We start from the raw sequence: 19,760 nt of genomic DNA, 5'->3' as shown, positions 1-19,760 counted from the left end.
CCCCCTGCCATGGATTGGCGCAGCCGTTCAGCCTGTCTCGACGAGGACCCGGAGCTGTTCTTCCCGATCGGAAACACCGGTCCGGCCATCCTCCAGATCGAGGAGGCCAAGCAGGTGTGCCGACGGTGCGAGGTGCGCGACCAGTGCCTCGCCTGGGCCCTCGAGGCCGGTCAGGACCACGGCGTCTGGGGTGGCCTCAGCGAGGACGAGCGCCGGGCGCTGAAGCGTCGCAACGCGCGCGCCCGGATCCGCACCGCCTGACACCTCGGCACGGCCCGGACGGGTCAGCGCTGCTCAGGTCAGCGGCAGCGCGATCCGCACCCGGGTCCCGCCGCCCGGCGCCGGTCCCATCTCGAGGCTGCCGCCGAGCTCGGACTCGACCAGCGTCCGCACGATGGTCAGCCCCAGGCTCGTCGACGCCTCGAGGTCGAAGCCGTCGGGCAGCCCCCGGCCGTCGTCGGTGATGGTCACCACCAGCCGTCCCCGCTCGCTGCGGGCGGCGAGCTCGATGGTGCCCGGCTGCGTCGTCCCCTCGGTCCCCGGTACGGCGTAGCCGTGCTCGGCGGCGTTCTGCAGCGCCTCGGTGATCACCATCGCCAGGGGTGTCGCGACCTCGGAGGCGAGCACGCCGAAGCTGCCGCGACGCACCACCCGGACCGAGGCGCCGACGACCGACACGTCGGTCACCATCCGGCCCAGCCGGTCGGCGACCTCGTCGAAGTCGACGTGCTCCTCGACGGCCTGGCTGAGCGTCTCGTGGACGATGGCGATCGACCCCACCCGGCGCACCGCCTCCTCGAGCGCCGCCCGTGCCTCGGGCTGCTCGATGCGGCGGGCCTGGAGGCGCAGCAGGGCCGCCACGGTCTGGAGGTTGTTCTTCACCCGGTGGTGGATCTCGCGGATCGTGGCGTCCTTGGTGACCAGCTCGCGGTCGCGCCGGCGCAGGTCCGTCACGTCGCGCAGCAGCACGAGGGCACCGATCCGCTCCCCCTCGGGCCGCAGCGGGATGCTGCGCAGGATGAGGCTCACCTGGTCGGTCCCGACCTCGGTGTCGCGGTCGGCCTGGCCGGAGAGCACGGCGCTGAGCGTCTCCTCGTCGGGACGTCGCCGCGGCGGCACCAGCTCGCGCGTCAGGTCGGCCAGGCTGTGGTGCGTCAGGTCCCCGGTCAGGCCGAGGCGCCGGTAGACCGACAACGCGTTCGGGCTCGCGTAGACGACCCGGCCCGCGTCGTCGAGCCGGACGAAGCCGTCCCCCACCCGCGGTGAGTCGGCGTGGTCGCTGCGCTGTCCGTCGTACGGGAACCAGCCGCCGGCGATCATCTGCGTCAGCTCGGCCGCCGTCTGGAGGTAGGAGAGCTCGAGGCGGCTCGGCGTCCGGACCCCCAGCAGGTTCGTGTTGCGGGCCACCAGGGCGATCAGGCGGCCCGCTCGGCGCACGGGGATCACCTCGACCCGGACCGGGACGTCGTCGCGCCACTCCGGGTCGCCCTCGCGCACCAGGCGGCCGGTGGCGTGCGCCTCGTCCAGCATCCGGCGCCGCCCGGAGGGGATGAAGGTGCCGAGCACGTCGTCGGTGAGGGCCGTGGGTCCCGTGGTCGGACGCATCTGGCCGGCGGCCCAGAACCCGCGCCCCTCGCGGTCGGGCAGCCACAGCACGAGGTCCGCGAAGGACAGGTCGGCGATGATCTGCCAGTCCGCCATGAGCAGGTGGAGCCACGCGACGTCCGCGTCGTCGAGGTCGGAGTGGGCTCGGGCGAGCTCCTGCAGGGACGGCACGGGCCCAGCCTAGGGGCCGGGCCCGGGCCGGTTCGCCGTCGTCGGAGCCTGCTGGCAGGATGTGCCGCATGCCCACCGGCTACTGGCGCAGCGTCGTGCAACGGGGTCTCGAGGTTCCCTCGGACCGCCCGCTCGACGACCTCACGGCCGAGCTCACGGCGATGCTCGGCTCCCCCGATCCCGAGCAGCGCGACGGGATCGCCTACCCGGCGTTGGCCACCTGGGTCGAGCGCGGGGTCTACGACGACCTGCTCCCCGGTCTGGGCGACGGCATGGCCGCCGGGCTCACGGTCGGCCTGGGCGAGGAAGGCACCGACTCCGTCTTCCGCCGCGCCTTCTCGGTCCTGGTGCTGGCCGAGTGCCTCGACCGCGGCACCTCCGAGCACCTCCTCACCTCGGGCAAGGTCCTGCAGTGGGGCGACCAGATCGCCACCTGGTACCTCCGCGAGCGCGACACCCGCGGCTACGTCACCGGCAAGGGCTGGGCCCACGCGGTGGCCCACGGCGCCGACGCGATCGGCGTCCTCGCCACCTCCCCCCACCTCGCCGCCAACGAGCTGACGGTGCTCCTCGACGTGCTCGCCGACCGGCTGCTGGCCCGCGACACCGGACTGCTGACCTCCGGGGAGCCCGACCGGATGGCGACGGCCACCATGCGGGTCCTGCGCCGCAACGTCGTGGGCCTCAAGGTGCTGGAGCCCTGGGTCAACCGGATCGCCGCGGCGGCCCACCACCTCGGCGGCACCGAGGACCGCGACCCCTACCTCGACGCCGGCAACGCCCAGGCGTTCCTGCGCGCGCTCTACCTCCAGCTCAGCCTCGCCCCGGACCCGCCCCAGGTGCGACCCGACCTGATCCTGGTCCTCGTCGACGTCCTCCGGCAGACCAACCCGCACTATCTCGGGTCGCACCACCCCGGGTGAACTAGCCTGCGCTGCATGAGCGACGAGACCGCAGCGACCCCGCCCGCCGCCCCGCAGACCGACGGTGGGATCACCGGACACAGCGGCGAGCTCGCCGTGGCCGCCGCCCGCGCCCACGGCGTCGAGACCATGTTCACGCTGTCCGGCGCCCACGTCTTCCCGATGTACGACGGCGCGGTCAAGGCGGAGCCTCCGATGCGGCTGCTGGACGTGCGCCACGAGCAGACCGCGGCGTTCGCGGCCGAGGCCACCGGCAAGCTGACCCGAGTGCCCGGACTTGCGGTGCTGACCGCCGGCCCCGGCGTGACCAACGGCGTCTCCGCCATGGCGCAGGCGCAGTTCAACGGCTCCCCCATGGTCGTGGTCGGCGGCCGCGCCCCGGCCGGCCGCTGGGGCTCCGGGGCCCTCCAGGAGATCGACCACCTGCCCATCGTCGACTCGATCACCAAGCAGGCCCGCACCCTGCACACCGCGGCCGAGGTCGCGGCCGGCATGGACGACGCCTTCACCGCTGCGCGGTCGTCCCACCGCGGACCGGTCTTCGTCGACATCCCCATGGACGAGTTCTTCAACTCCGCATCGGGCCCCGTCGCCACCGGGACGCCCGCGCCGCGGCTCGAGCCCGACGGCGACGACCTCGCGGCGGTCGCGCGCCTCCTCGCCGAGGCCACCCGCCCGCTGCTCGTCCTGGGCACCGACGTGTGGGCCGACCGCGCCGAGGAGGCGGCCCTGCGCTTCGTGGAGGCGCTGGGCATCCCGACCCTCACCAACGGCATGGGCCGCGGCATCGTGCCCGGCGGGCACCCGCTGCTCGTCACCAAGGCGCGCGGCGCCGCCATCAACGGCGCCGACCTCGTCGTGGTGGTCGGCACCCCGCTCGACTTCCGCCTCGGGTACGGCGTCTTCGGCGGCAAGGACGGTGCGACCCCGGCCCGCGTCGTCCACGTCGCCGACTCCCCCGGCCAGCTCTCCCCGCACGCCGACCTGGCCGCCTCCGTGGCCGGCGACCTGTCCTCGGTCCTCGACGGGCTGCTCGAGCCCGTGCAACGCGGCCGTCGCGGCGACTGGTCCGCCTGGGCCGGTGAGCTCGGCGACGTCGTCCGGGCCACCGTGGCCCGCGACAGCGAGCTGCTCACCGCCGAGGCCGACCCCATCCACCCGGCCCGCATCTACGGCGAGCTCCTGCCCCGCCTGGCCGACGACTCGGTGGTGATCGGCGACGGCGGCGACTTCGTCAGCTTCGCCGGCAAGTTCGTCGAGCCCCGGCGCCCCGGCGGCTGGCTCGACCCCGGGCCCTACGGCTGCCTCGGGGCCGGCCTGGGCGCGGCGATCGCCGCACGGCTGGCGCGCCCGTCCGCGCAGGTCACCCTGCTGCTCGGCGACGGAGCGGCCGGCTTCTCCCTCATGGACGTGGACACCCTGGTCCGCCACGACCTGCCCGTCGTGATGCTGATGGGCAACAACTCCGCCTGGGGGCTGGAGAAGGGCCCGATGCAGATGCTCTACGGGTACGACGTGGTGGCCGACCTCGCCCAGCGCACGGCGTACGACCAGGTGGTCTCCGCCCTCGGCGGGGCCGGGGAGACCGTCACCGACCCGAAGCAGATCGGGCCGGCGCTGGACCGCGCGTACGCGTCGGGCGTGCCCTACCTCGTCAACGTCATCACCGACGTCGAGGCGGCCTACCCGCGCAGCACCTTCGGCATCTGAGGGTGCCTGCGATGGAGCTGCGGCGCGCCCGTCCCGACGAGCTCGCCGCCCTCGGCGAGCTCACCGTCGCGGCGTACGCCGACTTCACCCTCGGACCGGACGACCCGTACGTCGAGCGGCTGCGCGACACCGCCTCCCGGGACGCCCAGGGTGAGCTGTGGGTCGCCGTGGAGGACGGCGAGCTGCTCGGCTGCGTGACCTGCTGCCCGCCCGGCTCGCCGTGGCGCGAGCTGGCGGTCGAGCACGAGGGCGAGTTCCGGATGCTCGCCGTCGACCCCGCCGCCCGGGGCCGTGGCGCAGGGGCCGCGCTGGCGGCGCTGTGCGAGGAGCGGGCCCGCGACCACGGGGCCACCGCCATGGTGCTCTCCTCGCTGCCCGGGATGACCCACGCGCACCGCATCTACACGCGGCTGGGCTACCGGCGCGACCCCGCGCGCGACTGGGACCCCGTGCCCGGCGTGCACCTCATCGCCTTCACCAAGGAGCTCCCATGACCGGCACGGCCACGCTCACCTTCACCGTCGGTGAGGACGACACCGCCCTCGCGCTCGGCAGCGGCTCGCTGCCGGTGCTGGGCACGCCCCGCCTACTTGCGTGGTGCGAGGCCGCCACCTGCGCGGCGGTCGACCCCGACCTCGGCGAGGGCGAGACGAGCGTCGGCACCCGCGTCCAGCTCGAGCACCTCGCCGCCAGCCCGGTCGGCGCCCGGATCGAGGTCAGCGCCGCGACGTCGTACGCCGACGGGCGGCTGCGCCGCTTCACCGTCAGCGCCCGCGACCTCGACTCGGGCAAGGTGCTCGCCGCCGGCGAGGTCACCCGGGTGGTCGTCGACGCGGAGCGCTTCCTCTCCCGCCTCTGACGTCCCACCGGCTGGCCGACCTCGACGGTTGCAGCCCCCGGAAATGCAGCGAGCCCCCGGCCAAGGGCCAGGGGCTCGGTGTTCCAACGCTCAGGCGTTGGGGCGCTTTCCGTGGTTGGCGCCCTTCTTCTTGCGAGCGCGGCGCTTGCGACCGGTCTTGCCCATGATCGTCCTCCAAGAATCGTGTTGCCCTGACGGGTGCCCCGTACAGGGCTCGGAGCATCCTCTCAAATGCCGAGCAGCGGGGCCAATCAGCCCCGGGACTCAGCCCTCGGAGATGCGGACCTGGACCGCGCGGATCTGCACCCGCACCCGCTCGCGCAGGTGGTCGGGGGCCGCCTCCGAGCACGACCGCGCGACGACGGCCTTGACGGTGCGCTGCAGGTCGTACTTCTCCAGGCAGGGCCCACACTCGTCGAGGTGGACCTGGACGGCCGAGCAGTCGGCCTCGTCCAGCTCGTTGTCGAGGAAGTAGACGATGCGCTCGAGGTAGTCGGCGCACTCCTCGTTGCTGTGCTCGTGCCCACTCACGAGTCGCTCCTCTCCCCGGTCGTCCCTGCCGGCAGCAGGCTGCCCGCCCGCACGTGGTCGGCCAGCATGTCGCGCAGCTGGCGGCGGCCGCGGTGGAGGCGGGACATCACGGTGCCGATGGGCGTGTTCATGATCTCGGCGATCTCCTTGTAGGGGAATCCCTCGACGTCGGCGAGGTAGACCGCGAGCCGGAACTCCTCGGGGAGCCGCTGGAGGGCGTCCTTGACCTGCGAGTCGGGCAGGTGCTCGAGGGCCTCCATCTCGGCCGACTTGAGGCCGGTGGAGCTGTGCGACTCCGCGCGGGCCAGCTGCCAGTCCTCGACGTCCTCGGCCATCGACTGCTGGGGCTCCCGCTGCTTCTTGCGGTAGGTGTTGATGTAGGTGTTGGTCAGGATCCGGTACAGCCAGGCCTTGAGGTTGGTGCCGGGCTTGAACTGGTGGAACGCGGAGTAGGCCTTGGCGAACGTCTCCTGGACCAGGTCCTCGGCGTCGGCGGGGTTGCGGGTCATCCGCATCGCCGCGCCGTACAGCTGGTCGAGGAGGGGCAGGGCGTCGCGCTCGAAGCGCAGCGCGCGCTCGTCCGCGGTCTCGGTCTCGAGGTCGACCGCGGGGTCACCGCTGGTCTGAAGTGATTCGGTCATCGTCTCCCAGACTACTGCCGCCTCGGCTGCGCCGAGCGAGGAGCGGCTGGTCGGACGGCTGGGAGCCGGACGCGGGACTGTGGCGATCACGTCGGTCTCAACACGCGGGGGTGTTCGGTGATTCCCGCTAGCGGTTTCCCAGGATTTCACGCACCAGCCACTCCAGGGTCGACTCCACCACGATCCCCATGGCCTCGTCCTGGGTCACCGGGCCGCGGGCCGGGACCTTGAGGCCGTGGTCGGCGGCGGGTACGACGGCGACGTCGAGGTCCGCCACGTCGGTCGGGAACTCCTCGGGGCGGCCCATCGGGTCGCGCTCGCCCTGCACGACCAGCACGGGCACACCGGCACCGGCGAGCTCCTCGGCCCGGGACCTCTCCGGGCGACCGGGCGGGTGCAGCGGGAAGGACAGGGCCAGGCAGCCGACGGCCCCCAGCGAGCGGGCGCACCGCGCGGCCGAGCGGGCGCCGGCGGAGCGTCCCCCCACCACGAGCGGGGTCCTCGTGCGCAGCATGTCGGCGGCCGAGCGCAGGGCGGCGTCCAGGGTCGCGGGCGGGGTGGCGATCCGGCGTCCCGCGACGCGCCAGGGCTGCTCGAGCAGCAGCACGCTGATGCCCTGGCGCGGCAGGTCGCCGGCCAGCGCGAGCAGGTCGCGGGCCTCGACTCCCCCGCCGGCACCGTGGCTGAGCAGGAGGGTGGCCACCGGGCGGCGGGCGTGGCGCAGGTGCAGCCGCCCCTCGCCGTACGGCGTGTCCACGGGGCGGATCGTGGGCGTCATCACGACGGGACGTCCTCGACCGGCACGTCGTCCAGGGGCAGCGGCTCGACGAGCTCGGGGCCGTTGTTGCGCACGTTGCCGACCGCCTTCGACACGGGGTAGGCCTCCAGGCTGCCGGGGGCCGCAGGCACCAGCAGCGAGAGCTCGCCGCCGACGCGGGGGTCCAGCCACTGCGACCACCGGTCCCGCTCGACCATCAGCGGCATCCGGTCGTGGATGTGGCCCAGGGAGTCCTCGGCCTCGGTGGTGAGCACCGTGCAGGTCCACCGGAAGCGCTCGGGGTCGTCCTCGGCGCGGCTCGGGTCCCGCCAGATCTCGTAGAGCCCGGCCATGGCGAGCACGCCGCCGTCCGCGGGCCGGATGAAGAACGGCTGCTTGACGGGCTTGCCGGCCTTGGTGGTCTGCGACGTGGGGTACCACTCGTAGTAGCCGTCGGCCGGCAGCAGGCAGCGGCGGACGGCGAAGGCCCGCTTGTACGCCGGCTTGTCGGCCACCGTCTCCATCCGGGCGTTGATCATCCGGTTGCCGATCGCCGGGTCCTTGGCCCACGACGGCACCAGCCCCCAGGTCAGCACGCGCAGCTGGCGCTCCGGCGGCTCGGGGCTGTCCTTGGTCGGCGGGCGCTCCACGACGGCGTACACCTCCTTGGTCGGCGCGACGTTGTAGTCGGCGGCCAGGGGCGCGGGCGTGCGGTCGGCGACGACCTCGAACTCCTCGACGAGGTCCTCGGGGCGTCGTGACGAGGCATAGCGTCCGCACATGGGGCCAGCGTAGTGACCCCGCCGGGTTGCGGGTCCGGCTCAGCTGCGGGCGAGCTCGTCGAGCAGCTGGGAGGCGGCGAGCTCGGTGCGCGGCAGCCCCTCGATCCAGACCCGCGCCGGGTCGTCGGTGAGCCCGGTGACCAGCGAGCGCAGCAACCGGACCCGGGTGCCGAGCCGGTCGTTGCGCGACGCCACGACCACCACGCGGTGCGGGGCCAGCCGGCCGACGGTCTCGCCCGCTGCGAAGACCGTGCGCGCCGCCTCGCCCACCCGGGACAGCCGCAGCGTGGCGGCCAGCCGCGTGCCGTGGTCCACCCCGTCGGCGCCCGGGGCGTCACCGGCCAGCTCGCACACCACCAGCGCCCACCCGGCGTCGACGTCTCCCGCGCCGTGCCGGCGGTAGAGGTCACCGAGCCGGCTGCGCACGTGCGCCCGGGTCGCGAGCCCGGTCATCGGGTCCTCGCACGACAGGGTGTGGAAGTAGGACATCGCCGCCTCGCTCCAGGCGACCAGGAGCGCCGAGAGGGCGTCGTACGCCGGGTCCTGGCCACGCACCACCTGCCAGGTCTGGCGCAGCCCGGCCATCGTCTCCTCGAGGGACGACCCGTCCATCGCCAGGTCCCGGCCGGCCACCGCGCACGCGGAGGTGGCGTCCGATCCCGAGACGAGGGCCTCCGCCACTGCCTCGAACCGACGCGGCAGCCCCACCTGCACGTCGGGAGACAGCGCACCCCTCGTCCCGGGACCGGCCGTGGGACGTCGCGCTCCGAGCACGAACGAGCCCAGCTCGAACCGTCCCACGGTGCGCCCCCTCCCGGTCTGTGTCGCTGGTCCTGGGTCCTACGGGAGTTGGACGAGGGTCCCGGGGAGGCATGACGCCGATTCACGGGCAACTTCTCTCCGGCACCACCCGAAGGGGCCTACAGTGGCGTCACGCCTTCGCCCCTCGAACCGTCTGGTGAGCATGAGCAGCACGACGCGTGTGGAGACCCCGGGCGACGCCGAGCTGATCTCGGCGGTCCGGGGCGGGGACACCGACGCCTACGGCCAGCTCTTCGAGCGGCACGTGGAGGCGGCCCGGCGGCTCGCGCGGCAGCTCGTCTCGGCCGGCGACGTGGAGGACCTGGTGTCCGAGGCGTTCGTGAAGGTGCTGCAGGTGCTGCAGCGCGGCGGCGGTCCCGACGTCGCGTTCCGCGCCTACCTGCTCACGGCCGTACGCCGCCTGCGCGTGGACCGCCTACGGGCGACCTCGCGGCTGCACACCACCGACGACATGGAGATGTTCGACCCCGGCGTCCCCTTCCGCGACACGGCCGTCGAGGGCTTCGAGAGCGCCACCGCCGCCCGCGCCTTCGCGTCGTTGCCGGAGCGGTGGCAGCTGGTCCTGTGGCACACCGAGGTCGAGGGGCAGAAGCCCGCGGACGTCGCCCCGCTGTTGGGGATGAGCGCCAACTCCGTGTCCGCGCTCGCCTACCGGGCCCGCGAGGGACTGCGGCAGGCCTACCTCAACGAGCACGCCTCCGAGCTCGACGACGAGAGCTGCCAGTGGACCCGGGCCCACCTCGGGGCCTACATCCGCAACGGCATCTCCCGGCGCGACGCGGGCAAGCTCGAGGACCACCTGGGTCACTGCCGCTCCTGCGCGGCGATCTACCTCGAGCTCAGTGAGGTCAACTCCAACCTCGGCGCCATCCTCGCGCCGCTGCTGCTCGGCGGCGTGGGGGCGGCGTACGCGTCCGCGGCAACGGGTGCCGCCGCGCCCGCCGGGCTCGCCGGCCTCGTGGGACGGGCCCGGGACCTCATCGGCGCCCACTCGCAGGTCGCGGCCGTCGTCGGGGTCACCGCCGCGGTGTCGGTGGGCGGCGGCGGCTTCCTGGTGTGGCAGGACACCCAGCCGCCGGCCGCCGTCTCCGGCGCCGTCGCCGGCACGGACCAGACGGACGGCGAGGCCGCGCTCGACGACGCGGCCTCCGCCGCCGCGGGCTCGGGCGCCCTCTCCGGGGGGCGGGGCCAGGCGCAGGGACGCACGGCAGGCACGACCGCGGGCACCTCCGCGACGCCCGGACCCACCTCTCCCGTCCCGTCGTCCCCGGCCTCCGGACCGGCCTCTGGACCCGCCTCGGAACCCGGGGACGTTCCGTCCACCGAGACGACCGACGGGACCTCGGACGGACCCACCGACAGCCCGACGGACGCGCCGACCGAGCCGCCCTCGGACGATCCGACGCAGGGCCCGACGGACGACCCCACGCAGGGTCCGACGACACAGGGGCCGACACAGGGACCGACCGACGGCCCGACACAGGGTCCGACGGCACCGCCGACGACGCCGCCCACGTCGGCTCCCACGTCGGCTCCCACGGCGGCTCCCACGGTGGCGCCCACCGGCGTACCGACCACGCTGCCCACCCTGACGCCACCGCCCGTGCCGCTGCCGACCGTCGACCCGCCCACGACCGCACCGACGACCGCGCCGACCACGCCACCCACCACCGACCCGACGACACCACCCACCACTGACCCGACGACACCACCCACCACGCCACCCACCACCGACCCGACGACACCACCCACCACCGACCCGACCACGCCGCCGACCTCGCCGCCCACGACGGACCCGACCCCGGACCCCGATCCCGACCCGGCGGTCCGAGACCTCGTCATGAGCGTCACCCAGCCGACCGGCAACGGCGCGAGCGTCGACCTCACCGCGACCGTCGTGGGCCTCCCGGAGGGCGAGACGGCCACCCTGGTCCTCACCGGTGATCCCGTGCTCGTGCAGGTGGAGGGGGCGCAGTGCGGCTCCTGGGCGGGCGGGCGCATGACCTGCACGGTCACCGACTCGAGCCCGCTCGCGGTGCACGCGGTCTCCGGCGCCAACCGCACCTCGCGACTGACCTTCACGGCCACCAGCGACGACGGTCCCGACACCACGCCCGAGGACAACACCGCCACCGTCACCTGGGACTGACGGGCCTCCGACGGGGTGGACCCCGCGTGGTCGTGGTCGTGTAGGAATGACCCATGACCGTCACCAGACTGATCGCACGCCCCATGCTGGCCTCGATGTTCGTGGTCGGCGGCGTCAACGCCCTCAAGAACGCCTCCTCGCTCGGCCCCGCGGCCCAGCCCATCGCCGACAAGGTGGTGCCCCTGGCGCAGAAGGCCGTGCCCCAGGCACCGATCCCGACCGACGCGACCACGCTCGTGCGCATCAACGCCGTCGCGCAGATCACCGCCGCCGCGGCGCTGGCCACCGGCCGCGCGCCGCGCCTCGCGTCGACGGTCCTGGCCGCCTCGCTGCTGCCGACCACGTTCGCCGGTCACCGCTTCTGGGAGGAGTCGGACCCCGCGGCCAAGGGCAACCAGAAGGTCCACTTCTTCAAGAACATCTCGATGATGGGCGGCCTGCTCCTCGCCGGCGTCGACACCGAGGGCAAGCCCGGCCTCGCCTGGCGCGCCCGCCGTGCCGCGACCGACGCCAAGCGCGAGGCACGCCAGCTGGCCAAGGACGCCCGCCGCGAGGCGCGTCTCGCCAAGGCACAGCTGACCTGAGTGGTCGATAGGGTGCGCGGGTGACCGAGACCTGGCCCGCGCCCCGCCCGACAGGCCCGGTGGCGAGCGTCGTCTCGCTGCCGGGCAGCAAGTCGCTGACCAACCGCGCGCTGGTGCTGGCCGCGCTCGCCGACGGACCCGGCGCCGTACGCCGCCCGCTGCGCTCGCGCGACACGCTCCTGATGGCCTCCGCGCTGCGCTCCCTCGGCGTCGGCGTCGAGGACCGGGACGACGACTGGCTCGTCACGCCGCGTCCGATGGCCGGTGACGCCGCCGTCGACTGCGGGCTCGCCGGCACCGTCATGCGCTTCGTCCCGCCGGTCGCCGGGCTGGCGACCGGGCGCGTCGACTTCGACGGTGACCCCCACATGCGCAACCGCCCGATCGGGGAGGTGCTCACCGCCCTGGCCGCCCTCGGCATCCGCGTCGAGGACGACGGCCGGGGGGCGCTGCCCTTCACCGTGGTGGGCACGGGCACCGTCCCGGGCGGGACGGTCGTCATCGACGCGAGCGCGTCCTCGCAGTTCGTCTCGGCCCTGCTCCTCGCCGGGGCCCGCTACGACCGGGGGGTCGACGTGCGTCACGACGGCAAGCCGGTCCCCTCCCTCCCCCACATCGAGATGACCGTCGCCATGCTGCGCGAGCGCGGGGTGGAGGTCGACGACGCGGACGCCAACCGGTGGGCGGTCGCGCCCGGACCGATCGCCGCGGTCGACGAGGCGGTCGAGCCGGACCTGTCCAACGCCGCCCCCTTCCTCGCCCTCGCCGCCACCACAGGCGGCACCGTCACCGTCCGCGACTGGCCGGCGCGCACCACGCAGCCCGGCGACGCGTTGCGCGACGTCCTCACCCGGATGGGCTGCACCGTCGAGGACGTCACCGGTCCCGACGCCGGGCTGAGGGTGACCGGGGGCGACGCCATCGCGGGCATCGACCTCGACATGCACGACATCGGGGAGCTCACCCCCGCCGTCGCGGCCCTGTGCGCGCTCGCCGAGTCGCCCTCGCACCTGCGGGGCATCGGCCACATCCGCGGCCACGAGACCGACCGGCTCGCCGCCCTCGCCGCCGAGCTCGGCGCTCTCGGTGCCGACGTGACCGAGCACGCCGACGGCCTGACCATCCGGCCCGCGACGCTCCACGGCGGCACGTTCCACACCTACGCCGACCACCGGATGGCCCACGCCGGCGTGATCATCGGCTCGGCCGTCGAGGGCGTGCTGGTCGAGGACATCGCCACGACCGGCAAGACGTTCCCCGACTTCGCCGCCGCCTGGTCGCGGGTGGTGGAGTCGTGAGCGGTCGCTACAGCGAGCACGACCACGAGCACTACGAGCGACCACGACGTCGTACCCGACCGCGCACCAAGGACCGTCCGACGTACGACGACGCCGTCGACGGGGTGGTCGTCACGGTCGACCGGGGTCGCTTCACCCTGCTCATCGACGGCGCGACCGTGATGGCGATGAAGTCACGCCCGCTCGGGCGCAAGGGGGTCGTGGTCGGCGACCGCGTCCGGGTCGTCGGGGACACCTCGGGCGCCGACGGGTCGCTGGCGCGCATCGTCGAGGTCGTCCCGCGCACCACCACGCTGCGCCGGACCGCCGACGACGACGACCCCGTCGAGCGGGTCATCGTCTCCAACGCCGACCAGCTCGCCGTGGTCACCGCGCTGGCCGATCCCGAGCCGCGGCCGCGGCTGATCGACCGCGCCCTCGTGGCGGCGTACGACGCGGGGATGTCGCCGCTGCTCATCCTGACCAAGGCCGACCTCGCCGACCCCGAGACCCTGCTCTCGACGTACCGCTCGCTCGGCGTGCCCTGGGTCGTCACCGAGCGCGGCGGCGACCTCGAGGAGGTGCGGGCCGCGCTGCGCGGTCACACCAGCGTGCTGGTCGGGCACAGCGGCGTCGGCAAGTCGACCCTCGTCAACGCACTGGTGCCGACCGCCCACCGCGACGTCGGGATCGTCAACGCCGTGACGGGTCGCGGCCGGCACACCTCGACCTCGGCGTACCTGCTGGCCCTGCCCGGCTCCGACGGCTGGATCATCGACACCCCCGGCATCCGTTCGTTCGGCCTGGCCCACGTCCAGCCCGAGGACCTCATCGGGGCGTTCCCCGACCTCGAGGAGATGACCGAGGACTGCCCGCGTGGCTGCACCCACGGCACGGACGAGCCCGAGTGCGGGCTCGACGTGGCGGTCGCGGACGGGGAGGCCGACGTCGACCGCGTGCAGTCGTTCCGGCGGCTGCTCGCCGCCCGCTCGCACGACGACTACTGAGCGCGGCTCAGCCCCAGACGGCGCGCGCCCCGGACTCGCCGGCGGGGAAGAGCAGCACGAGCAGGGCGACCGCGGCCACCGCGACCAGCGCCATCGCCGGCACCCCGAGGACGGGGTTGGCCTCGCGGGCCCCCCAGCCGGAGGCCAGTGGCGAGGACCCGCCGAGCGCCCACGCCGCGAAGGCGGCCGCGGCGGCGTACGCGAAGGACGCGTTGCGCATCAGCTCGCCCTGGTCCTGGTGGTCCTCCACGAGGGTCTCGAGGCCGGGTCGCGCCTCGAGCAGGCTCTCCCCCGACGAGGTCGCGACCAGCGCCGCGACCGCGGTGACCAGCGCGAGGACGAGCAGCGGCCACCGCAGCAGCCAGCGCCAGCGCGGCACGAACGCATAGGCGAGCCCGGTGAGGGCCGCCAGCGGTCCCAGCACGACGACCGCGTGGACCACGAGCGGGTGCAGCGGCAGGCCGTTGATCTCCATGGATGCACGGTAAGGCCCGATCGTGCCCATAACCTGTGGACATGCCCATCACCGGACCCGGCCACCTCGGCGCGGGCAGCAACCCCTACCTCGACGACCTCCGCCTCGCCCACGTCCTGGCGGACGACGCCGACTCCTTGACGCAGGCCCGGTTCAAGGCCCTCGACCTCCACGTGATGAGCAAGCCCGACCTCACCCCGGTCACCGACGCCGACCAGGCCGTCGAGGAGGGCATCCGCCGCACCCTGTCGCGGGTGCGCTCGCGCGACGCCGTGGTGGGCGAGGAGCAGGGCTCGACGGGGCACAGCCAGCGGCGCTGGGTCGTGGACCCGATCGACGGCACCAAGAACTTCGTCCGCGGCGTCCCGGTCTGGGCCACCCTGATCGCGCTGGTGGTCGACGACGAGGTCGTGCTCGGCGTGGTGTCCGCCCCCCAGCTGCAGCGCCGATGGTGGGCGTCGAAGGGCCACGGCGCGTGGACCGGTCGCTCGCTGCTCAAGGCGACGCAGTGCCAGGTGTCCGACGTACGCCGCCTCGAGGACGCCTCGCTGTCCTACAGCTCGCTGTCGGGCTGGGACGAGCGGGACCGGCTCTCCGACTTCGTCTCGCTGACGCGGCGCTGCTGGCGCACCCGGGCGTACGGCGACTTCTGGTCCTACATGCTGCTCGCCGAGGGCGCCGTCGACATCGCGGCGGAGCCCGAGCTCGAGCTCTACGACATGGCGGCCCTGGACGTCATCGTGCGCGAGGCGGGCGGGCGGTTCACCTCGCTCGACGGCTCCGACGGCCCCTTCGGCGGCAACGCGCTCGCGACCAACGGCCACCTCCACGAGGCCGCGCTGTCCTTCCTGGGCTCGCTGCCCGACGACCCGGACGACCCCGACTACCGGCCCGCGGGCCCGGGCTCGGTGCACGACCTGCGCGGCCGGCAGACGCCTCCCGCGGTCGCCGACTGATCTCGCCCTGTCGCTCGGCCCCGTGAGTGGCTAGCGTGGTCGAGCACCACTCGCGAACGCCCGGAGGTCGCCATGCACATCCACGACATCCTCACCGCCAAGGCGAGCCCGGAGGTGGTGACGGTCGCCCCCGACGCCCCGGTGCGAGACCTGGTCGCCCTGCTGGCCGAGCACAACATCGGTGCGCTCATCGTCAGCGCGGACGGCTCGGCCGTCGACGGCATCGTCAGCGAGCGTGACGTCGTACGCCGCCTCGGCACCGACACGGCCGTCCTGGACCTGGCCGTGCGCGACATCATGACCACCGACGTGCAGACGTGCAGCGGTGACGACGACCTCACCGACCTGATGCGGACGATGACCGAGCTCCGCGTCAGGCACCTCCCGGTGGTCGCCGACGGGAGGCTGACCGGCATCATCAGCATCGGGGACGTGGTGAAGCACCGCATCGGCGAGCTCGAGTTCGAGCGCGACCAGCTCGACCACTACGTCCACCAGACCTGACACCAACCGGAAGGCAGTGACATGGACAAGCCCGACGTCGACCCGCACATGGGAGACGCACCCACCGAGCTCGAGGTCACCGACCTCACCGAGGGTGACGGCGCCGAGGCCACGAGTGGATCGACCGTGTCGGTCCACTACGTCGGGGTGGCGCACTCCTCGGGCGAGGAGTTCGACGCGTCGTACAACCGCGGCACGCCGCTGCAGTTCCGCCTCGGAATCGGCCAGGTCATCCAGGGCTGGGACGAGGGCGTGCAGGGCATGAAGGTCGGCGGACGCCGCCGCATCGTGATCCCGCCGCACCTCGGCTACGGCGACCGCGGCGCCGGGGGCGTCATCAAGCCCGGCGAGACGCTGATCTTCGTCGTGGACCTGCTCGAGGTCCGCTGAGGGTCCGTCGCTTCATCGAACGGCTACCAGGGGACGTCGATCTCGGCGTCCCCTGTGGCCACCCGGGCCGCGGCCGGGCCCAGGACGACGAGGTCGCCGGGCACCAGCTGGCGGCCCCGGCGGGTCTCGACCTCGCCGTTGACGCTGACCTGGCCGTCGGCCAGCAGCGGCTTGGCGTCCGAGCCGCTGTCGATCAGGTTGGCGAGCTTGAGGAACTGGCCCAGCCGGATGGTCTCGTCGCGGATCGGTACGTCCACGGCGTGGGGGCCGTCGTCGGGTGCGCTCATGGGATCAGTGAACCAGCAGCGAGATCGCGTGGATCAGCACGCCGACCAGGCCGCCGACGATCGTGCCGTTGATCCGGATGAACTGGAGGTCGCGGCCCACGTGCAGCTCGATGCGCCGGGCCGCCTCCTTGCCGTCCCAGCGCTCGATCGTGTGGGTGATGACCGTGGTGACCTCCGCGCCGTAGCGCGAGACCCCGAACACCACGACGTCGGCGACCGTGCGGTCGAGCCGCTCGCGCAGCGAGGCGTCGGTGCGCAGCCGCTCCGCGAAGGCGTTGAGCTCGTCGAGCAGTCGCTGGCGTACGGCGCCGTCGCGCTCGTGGACCGAGGCCAGCAGCGCCGACCGCATCGCCTTCCACAGCGAGATCGCGCTGGTGACGACCTGCGGGTGGTCGAGCAGCCGCTCCTTGAAGCGCTCGGCGCGGTCCTGGGTGGCGTCGTCGACCAGCAGGTCGTGGCCCAGCTGGGCGAGCATCGAGTCGAGGGCCGCACGGGCGTGGTGGTGCGGGTCGTCGCGGATGTCCTCGATCCAGCGCAGCGCCTCGAGGTGGAGGCGCTGGGTGAGCGCCTCGTTGAGGCGGGGCGGCGCCCACCAGGGGGCCCGCTCGCTGAGCACCTCCACGAAGGTGTCCGGGTTGTGCACCAGCCACCGGTGCAGCTCGTCGAGGCCGAGGTCGACGACGCCGTGGTGCAGGTCGTCGCGCACCATCTCCGAGAGCAGGCTGCCCAGCAGCGGGGCGATGGGCTCCTCGCGGAAGCGCGGGACGAAGGCGTTGCTCACCAGGTCCGCGATGTGCTCGTCGCGGACCTTGCCCAGGGCGATGGCCGCGACGTCGGCCACCTCGTCGACCACGCGCCGGGCGTTGGCCGGCGCGGAGAGCCAGTCGCCGACCCGGCCCGAGATCGTCGCGGCGGCCACCCGCTCGCGGATGATGTCCTCCTGGAGGAAGTTCTCCCCCACGAACTCCTCGAGCCCCTTGCCGAGCTCGTCCTTGCGCTTCGGGATCAGGGCCGTGTGCGGGATGGGCAGCCCCATCGGGTGCTTGAAGAGCGCCGTCACGGCGAACCAGTCGGCGATCGCGCCGACCATCGACGCCTCGGCGCCGGCGTTGACGAAGCCCCAGACGCCGTCGCGGCCGAGCGTCGCGACGTACACGACGGCGGCGAAGCCCAGCAGCGACACCGCGACGGTGCGCATCCGTCGCAACCCGCGCCGGCGTGCCTCGTCGGCGCCCGGGTCGGGGGTGATCAGCGGGATCGACGGGGAGGACACCGCGGAGGTGGGGGGAGACGGTGCAGCCATGGCCCGATCCTCCCCTGCAGGGCCACACGCACGCACCCCGGCGTCCACCCCGAAGGGCGACGGATAGATTGCGCGCATGTCTCGCACGGTCATCACCTTCGGCACGTTCGACGTGTTCCACGTCGGGCACCTGCGCGTGCTGGAGCGTGCCGCGGCCCTGGGCGACCACCTCGTGGTCGGGGTGTCCGCCGACGCGCTCAACCTGCGCAAGAAGGGCCGCACGCCGGTCTTCAGCGAGCGCGAGCGCATCGAGATCGTCTCCGCGCTGCGGGTCGTCGACGAGGTCTTCGTGGAGGAGAGCCTGGAGCTCAAGCGCGACTACGTCCTCGAGCACGCGGCCGACGTGCTGGTGATGGGCGACGACTGGGCCGGCCGCTTCGACGAGCTCTCCGACGTGTGCGAGGTGGTCTACCTGCCGCGCACGCCCGCGATCTCCACGACCGCCATCATCGAGCACATCGCCGACCTCTGAGGTTGCGCGAGGACCCCGGATTCGGCGGCGGGGGTCTGTAGCCTGTCGGGACGCCATCCCGGAAGGACTCCGTGACCGACAACCCGGCGCGCTCCCTCGCCACCCTCGCCCTCGCGGCCTGCCTCGCCCTCGGTCTCGCGACCCCGGCGGGCGCGGCGCCCGACGCGCCGACCCGCGCGAGCGCGCCGGCAGCGCAGAGCCGTGGCGACGCCGGCCCGGACACCCTCGAGCTCCGGGACCAGTTCTTCGGCACGTCGCCCGCCGACTCCCGGTCGTGGTCCGCGAGGGCCGCCCTGCCCCGGCCCGAGTGGGACCCGGCGCTGCCGCAGGGGCGGGCGTGCAGCGAGCTGGTGTGCATCCACTACGTCGGCTCCTCCGGTGACGCACCGCCGATGGCCAGCAGCACCGGCGGCACCCCGGACTGGGTGGACCTCACCCTGCGCACCGCCGAGGCGTCGTTCGCCTCGATGCAGCAGCTGGGCTGGCCGCTGCCCCCGAGCGACCGCGGCGCCGGCGGCACCCCGCAGTTCGACATCTACCTGCAGGACGTCGGCCGGCGGGGGCTCTACGGCTACTGCGCCCCCGAACAGCTCGTGCCCGGACAGCGCAACGTCGCGTCGTCGTACTGCGTGCTGGACAACGACTTCACCGGCTTCCCGCTGCCGCCCACGCCGAGCATGCGGGTCACCGTGGCCCACGAGCTGTTCCACGCCGTCCAGTTCGGGATCGACGCCCGCGAGGACGCCTGGTTCCTCGAGGCGACCGCCACCTGGATGGAGGAGCAGGTCACCGACGACGTCGACGACAACCGCCAGTACCTGCGCCACGGCCAGCTCGGCGACCCCGGCACCCCGCTCGACACCTTCGACTCGGGGCTGGGCGCCTACGGCAACTGGATCTTCTTCCAGCGCCTGTCCCAGCGCTTCGGCACCCGGGCCGTCCGGTCCGTGTGGGCCAACGCCGACGGGCACGTGGGCCGGCGCAACGACTTCTCGGTGCGGGCGCTGCGCCGCTACGTCGAGTCGCGGGGCGCCTCGTGGCCGCGCTTCTACGCCGGCTTCGTCGCGGCCAACCGCACGCCGCGCGCGTCGTACGCCGAGGGGTCGGCCTACCGGCCCACCGCACCGCAGGAACGGGTCCGGCTCGGCCGGGGCCACCGCGCGTGGTCGCGTGCGGTGAGCCTGGACCACCTCACCGGGCACGTCGTCTCGCTGCGGCCGGGTCCGGGGCTGCGCCGCGGACGGCTGCGGATCGGCGTGGACGCCGGCAACCGGGCCACCGGCCCGGCCGCGCACGTCGTGCTCATCGGCCGCACGGGCGTCATCGGCCGCAGCCCCATCCGGCTCGACCGCCGCGGTCGCGGCTCACGGGTCGTGAAGTTCCACCGTCCCCGGGTGCGCCGGGTCGAGGTGGTGCTGGCCAACGCCTCCACCCGCTACACCTGCCGCCGCGGCACCGAGTTCGCGTGCCACGGCAGGTCCCGCGATGATCGTCGGGTCTTCCGGGTCACGGCCCGGGTCCTGCGATGACCGTGCGGGCACTGCCCGCACCGACA

At 73.8% G+C, this 19,760-nt stretch carries 24 protein-coding genes; 14 read left to right on the top strand and 10 right to left on the bottom strand.

Annotated features, from left to right (window positions below; all coding sequences use genetic code 11):
• Window positions 1-9 precede the first annotated feature (9 nt).
• Window positions 10-261, top strand: a complete 252-nt coding sequence (locus ASG94_RS20335; protein ID WP_056888502.1) for a WhiB family transcriptional regulator — start codon at window positions 10-12, stop codon at window positions 259-261.
• A 33-nt stretch (window positions 262-294) separates the two neighbouring features.
• Here the strand turns inward: ASG94_RS20335 and ASG94_RS20330 are convergent, their stop codons facing one another.
• Window positions 295-1,776 (bottom strand): sensor histidine kinase, encoded by a 1,482-nt coding sequence (locus ASG94_RS20330; RefSeq protein WP_056928316.1) that lies wholly within the window; start codon window positions 1,774-1,776, stop codon window positions 295-297.
• Window positions 1,777-1,844: 68 nt separating this feature from the next.
• Between ASG94_RS20330 and ASG94_RS20325 the strand changes: the two genes are divergently transcribed.
• Genes ASG94_RS20325 through ASG94_RS20310 form a run of 4 tightly spaced genes read left to right on the top strand, consistent with a single transcriptional unit; the run spans window position 1,845 to window position 5,268 of the window.
• A complete protein-coding gene (locus tag ASG94_RS20325) occupies window positions 1,845-2,699 on the top strand; it encodes a DUF2785 domain-containing protein (RefSeq protein ID WP_056928315.1) in 855 nt (284 codons plus the stop codon).
• A gap of 15 nt (window positions 2,700-2,714) precedes the next feature.
• The gene (locus ASG94_RS20320) at window positions 2,715-4,409 is read left to right on the top strand and encodes an acetolactate synthase (RefSeq protein WP_056928314.1); all 1,695 of its coding nucleotides are present in this window, start codon (window positions 2,715-2,717) and stop codon (window positions 4,407-4,409) included.
• 11 nt (window positions 4,410-4,420) lie between these two features.
• Window positions 4,421-4,903: a GNAT family N-acetyltransferase gene (locus ASG94_RS20315; RefSeq protein ID WP_056928313.1), complete on the top strand. Its 483-nt coding sequence runs from the start codon at window positions 4,421-4,423 to the stop codon at window positions 4,901-4,903.
• On the top strand, window positions 4,900-5,268 hold the full coding sequence (locus ASG94_RS20310) for a thioesterase family protein (RefSeq protein ID WP_056928312.1): 369 nt from the start codon (window positions 4,900-4,902) through the stop codon (window positions 5,266-5,268). Before ASG94_RS20315 ends, ASG94_RS20310 begins: the two co-directional genes overlap by 4 nt.
• A 90-nt stretch (window positions 5,269-5,358) precedes the next feature.
• Here ASG94_RS20310 and ASG94_RS22690 read toward each other — a convergent pair whose 3' ends face one another.
• From ASG94_RS22690 to ASG94_RS20285, 6 genes are all read right to left on the bottom strand, one after another.
• A complete protein-coding gene (locus ASG94_RS22690) occupies window positions 5,359-5,433 on the bottom strand; it encodes a 50S ribosomal protein bL37 (protein ID WP_369759046.1) in 75 nt (24 codons plus the stop codon).
• 99 nt (window positions 5,434-5,532) lie between these two features.
• Complete coding sequence (rsrA, locus tag ASG94_RS20305) at window positions 5,533-5,799, bottom strand: mycothiol system anti-sigma-R factor (RefSeq protein WP_056928311.1); 267 nt, start codon at window positions 5,797-5,799, stop codon at window positions 5,533-5,535.
• Entirely contained in the window at window positions 5,796-6,440 is a 645-nt protein-coding gene (locus tag ASG94_RS20300; RefSeq protein ID WP_056928310.1) for a sigma-70 family RNA polymerase sigma factor, read from the bottom strand. The genes rsrA and ASG94_RS20300 overlap by 4 nt, the downstream gene beginning before the upstream one ends.
• A gap of 127 nt (window positions 6,441-6,567) precedes the next feature.
• On the bottom strand, window positions 6,568-7,197 hold the full coding sequence (locus ASG94_RS20295; protein ID WP_327152786.1) for an alpha/beta hydrolase family protein: 630 nt from the start codon (window positions 7,195-7,197) through the stop codon (window positions 6,568-6,570).
• Between the two features lie 20 nt (window positions 7,198-7,217).
• Complete coding sequence (locus ASG94_RS20290) at window positions 7,218-7,979, bottom strand: SOS response-associated peptidase (RefSeq protein WP_056928308.1); 762 nt, start codon at window positions 7,977-7,979, stop codon at window positions 7,218-7,220.
• A gap of 39 nt (window positions 7,980-8,018) precedes the next feature.
• A complete protein-coding gene (locus tag ASG94_RS20285) occupies window positions 8,019-8,780 on the bottom strand; it encodes a hypothetical protein (RefSeq protein ID WP_056928307.1) in 762 nt (253 codons plus the stop codon).
• Window positions 8,781-8,943: 163 nt separating this feature from the next.
• On the opposite strand from ASG94_RS20285, the gene ASG94_RS20280 reads away from it, so the two are divergent.
• Genes ASG94_RS20280 through rsgA form a run of 4 tightly spaced genes read left to right on the top strand, consistent with a single transcriptional unit; the run spans window position 8,944 to window position 13,818 of the window.
• Window positions 8,944-10,950 (top strand): sigma-70 family RNA polymerase sigma factor, encoded by a 2,007-nt coding sequence (locus ASG94_RS20280; protein WP_082624398.1) that lies wholly within the window; start codon window positions 8,944-8,946, stop codon window positions 10,948-10,950.
• A 53-nt stretch (window positions 10,951-11,003) separates the two neighbouring features.
• Window positions 11,004-11,534, top strand: coding sequence for a DoxX family membrane protein (locus tag ASG94_RS20275; RefSeq protein ID WP_056928305.1), 531 nt, complete (start codon window positions 11,004-11,006; stop codon window positions 11,532-11,534).
• A gap of 20 nt (window positions 11,535-11,554) precedes the next feature.
• The gene (gene aroA / locus ASG94_RS20270; protein ID WP_056928304.1) at window positions 11,555-12,832 is read left to right on the top strand and encodes a 3-phosphoshikimate 1-carboxyvinyltransferase; all 1,278 of its coding nucleotides are present in this window, start codon (window positions 11,555-11,557) and stop codon (window positions 12,830-12,832) included.
• Entirely contained in the window at window positions 12,829-13,818 is a 990-nt protein-coding gene (gene rsgA / locus ASG94_RS20265) for a ribosome small subunit-dependent GTPase A (RefSeq protein ID WP_056928303.1), read from the top strand. The genes aroA and rsgA overlap by 4 nt, the downstream gene beginning before the upstream one ends.
• 7 nt (window positions 13,819-13,825) lie before the next feature.
• Here rsgA and ASG94_RS20260 read toward each other — a convergent pair whose 3' ends face one another.
• Window positions 13,826-14,293 carry a DUF2231 domain-containing protein gene (locus ASG94_RS20260; RefSeq protein WP_056928302.1) on the bottom strand — a complete coding sequence of 156 codons (468 nt, stop codon included), beginning with the start codon at window positions 14,291-14,293 and terminating at the stop codon, window positions 13,826-13,828.
• Between the two features lie 41 nt (window positions 14,294-14,334).
• Between ASG94_RS20260 and hisN the strand changes: the two genes are divergently transcribed.
• The 3 genes from hisN to ASG94_RS20245 all read left to right on the top strand — a co-directional run bounded on the left by hisN (window position 14,335) and on the right by ASG94_RS20245 (window position 16,143).
• Window positions 14,335-15,249, top strand: a complete 915-nt coding sequence (gene hisN / locus ASG94_RS20255; protein ID WP_056928363.1) for a histidinol-phosphatase — start codon at window positions 14,335-14,337, stop codon at window positions 15,247-15,249.
• 72 nt (window positions 15,250-15,321) lie between these two features.
• The gene (locus tag ASG94_RS20250) at window positions 15,322-15,753 is read left to right on the top strand and encodes a CBS domain-containing protein (protein WP_056928301.1); all 432 of its coding nucleotides are present in this window, start codon (window positions 15,322-15,324) and stop codon (window positions 15,751-15,753) included.
• Window positions 15,754-15,774: 21 nt separating this feature from the next.
• The gene (locus ASG94_RS20245; protein WP_056928300.1) at window positions 15,775-16,143 is read left to right on the top strand and encodes an FKBP-type peptidyl-prolyl cis-trans isomerase; all 369 of its coding nucleotides are present in this window, start codon (window positions 15,775-15,777) and stop codon (window positions 16,141-16,143) included.
• Between the two features lie 23 nt (window positions 16,144-16,166).
• On the opposite strand, the gene ASG94_RS20240 is transcribed toward ASG94_RS20245, so the two are convergent.
• A complete protein-coding gene (locus ASG94_RS20240) occupies window positions 16,167-16,430 on the bottom strand; it encodes an RNA-binding S4 domain-containing protein (protein ID WP_056928299.1) in 264 nt (87 codons plus the stop codon).
• A gap of 4 nt (window positions 16,431-16,434) precedes the next feature.
• Entirely contained in the window at window positions 16,435-17,733 is a 1,299-nt protein-coding gene (locus ASG94_RS20235) for a DUF445 domain-containing protein (RefSeq protein WP_082624397.1), read from the bottom strand.
• Between the two features lie 76 nt (window positions 17,734-17,809).
• Between ASG94_RS20235 and ASG94_RS20230 the strand changes: the two genes are divergently transcribed.
• Window positions 17,810-18,205, top strand: coding sequence for an adenylyltransferase/cytidyltransferase family protein (locus tag ASG94_RS20230; RefSeq protein ID WP_056928298.1), 396 nt, complete (start codon window positions 17,810-17,812; stop codon window positions 18,203-18,205).
• Window positions 18,206-18,276: 71 nt separating this feature from the next.
• Window positions 18,277-19,734 carry an MXAN_6640 family putative metalloprotease gene (locus tag ASG94_RS20225; RefSeq protein ID WP_056928297.1) on the top strand — a complete coding sequence of 486 codons (1,458 nt, stop codon included), beginning with the start codon at window positions 18,277-18,279 and terminating at the stop codon, window positions 19,732-19,734.
• The last annotated feature ends 26 nt before the right edge of the window (window positions 19,735-19,760 follow it).

The sequence above is a fragment of the Nocardioides sp. Soil805 genome (assembly GCF_001429625.1).
Classification (GTDB): domain Bacteria; phylum Actinomycetota; class Actinomycetes; order Propionibacteriales; family Nocardioidaceae; genus Nocardioides.
This window is presented reverse-complemented; position numbering and strand designations above follow the sequence as displayed.

What these genes read in the sequence shown, in the direction of transcription:
- ASG94_RS20325 (WP_056928315.1), top strand. Translation starts at nt 1,845, where the DNA reads ATGCCCACCGGCTACTGGCGCAGCGTCGTGCAACGGGGTCTCGAGGTT.
- ASG94_RS20250 (WP_056928301.1), top strand. Translation starts at nt 15,322, where the DNA reads ATGCACATCCACGACATCCTCACCGCCAAGGCGAGCCCGGAGGTGGTG.
- ASG94_RS20245 (WP_056928300.1), top strand. Translation starts at nt 15,775, where the DNA reads ATGGACAAGCCCGACGTCGACCCGCACATGGGAGACGCACCCACCGAG.
- ASG94_RS20275 (WP_056928305.1), top strand. Translation starts at nt 11,004, where the DNA reads ATGACCGTCACCAGACTGATCGCACGCCCCATGCTGGCCTCGATGTTC.
- ASG94_RS20260 (WP_056928302.1), bottom strand. Translation starts at nt 14,293, where the DNA reads ATGGAGATCAACGGCCTGCCGCTGCACCCGCTCGTGGTCCACGCGGTC.
- ASG94_RS20310 (WP_056928312.1), top strand. Translation starts at nt 4,900, where the DNA reads ATGACCGGCACGGCCACGCTCACCTTCACCGTCGGTGAGGACGACACC.
- ASG94_RS20230 (WP_056928298.1), top strand. Translation starts at nt 17,810, where the DNA reads ATGTCTCGCACGGTCATCACCTTCGGCACGTTCGACGTGTTCCACGTC.
- ASG94_RS20280 (WP_082624398.1), top strand. Translation starts at nt 8,944, where the DNA reads ATGAGCAGCACGACGCGTGTGGAGACCCCGGGCGACGCCGAGCTGATC.
- ASG94_RS20290 (WP_056928308.1), bottom strand. Translation starts at nt 7,979, where the DNA reads ATGTGCGGACGCTATGCCTCGTCACGACGCCCCGAGGACCTCGTCGAG.
- ASG94_RS20240 (WP_056928299.1), bottom strand. Translation starts at nt 16,430, where the DNA reads ATGAGCGCACCCGACGACGGCCCCCACGCCGTGGACGTACCGATCCGC.
- ASG94_RS20335 (WP_056888502.1), top strand. Translation starts at nt 10, where the DNA reads ATGGATTGGCGCAGCCGTTCAGCCTGTCTCGACGAGGACCCGGAGCTG.
- ASG94_RS20320 (WP_056928314.1), top strand. Translation starts at nt 2,715, where the DNA reads ATGAGCGACGAGACCGCAGCGACCCCGCCCGCCGCCCCGCAGACCGAC.
- hisN (WP_056928363.1), top strand. Translation starts at nt 14,335, where the DNA reads ATGCCCATCACCGGACCCGGCCACCTCGGCGCGGGCAGCAACCCCTAC.
- ASG94_RS20235 (WP_082624397.1), bottom strand. Translation starts at nt 17,733, where the DNA reads ATGGCTGCACCGTCTCCCCCCACCTCCGCGGTGTCCTCCCCGTCGATC.
- ASG94_RS20315 (WP_056928313.1), top strand. Translation starts at nt 4,421, where the DNA reads ATGGAGCTGCGGCGCGCCCGTCCCGACGAGCTCGCCGCCCTCGGCGAG.
- ASG94_RS20300 (WP_056928310.1), bottom strand. Translation starts at nt 6,440, where the DNA reads ATGACCGAATCACTTCAGACCAGCGGTGACCCCGCGGTCGACCTCGAG.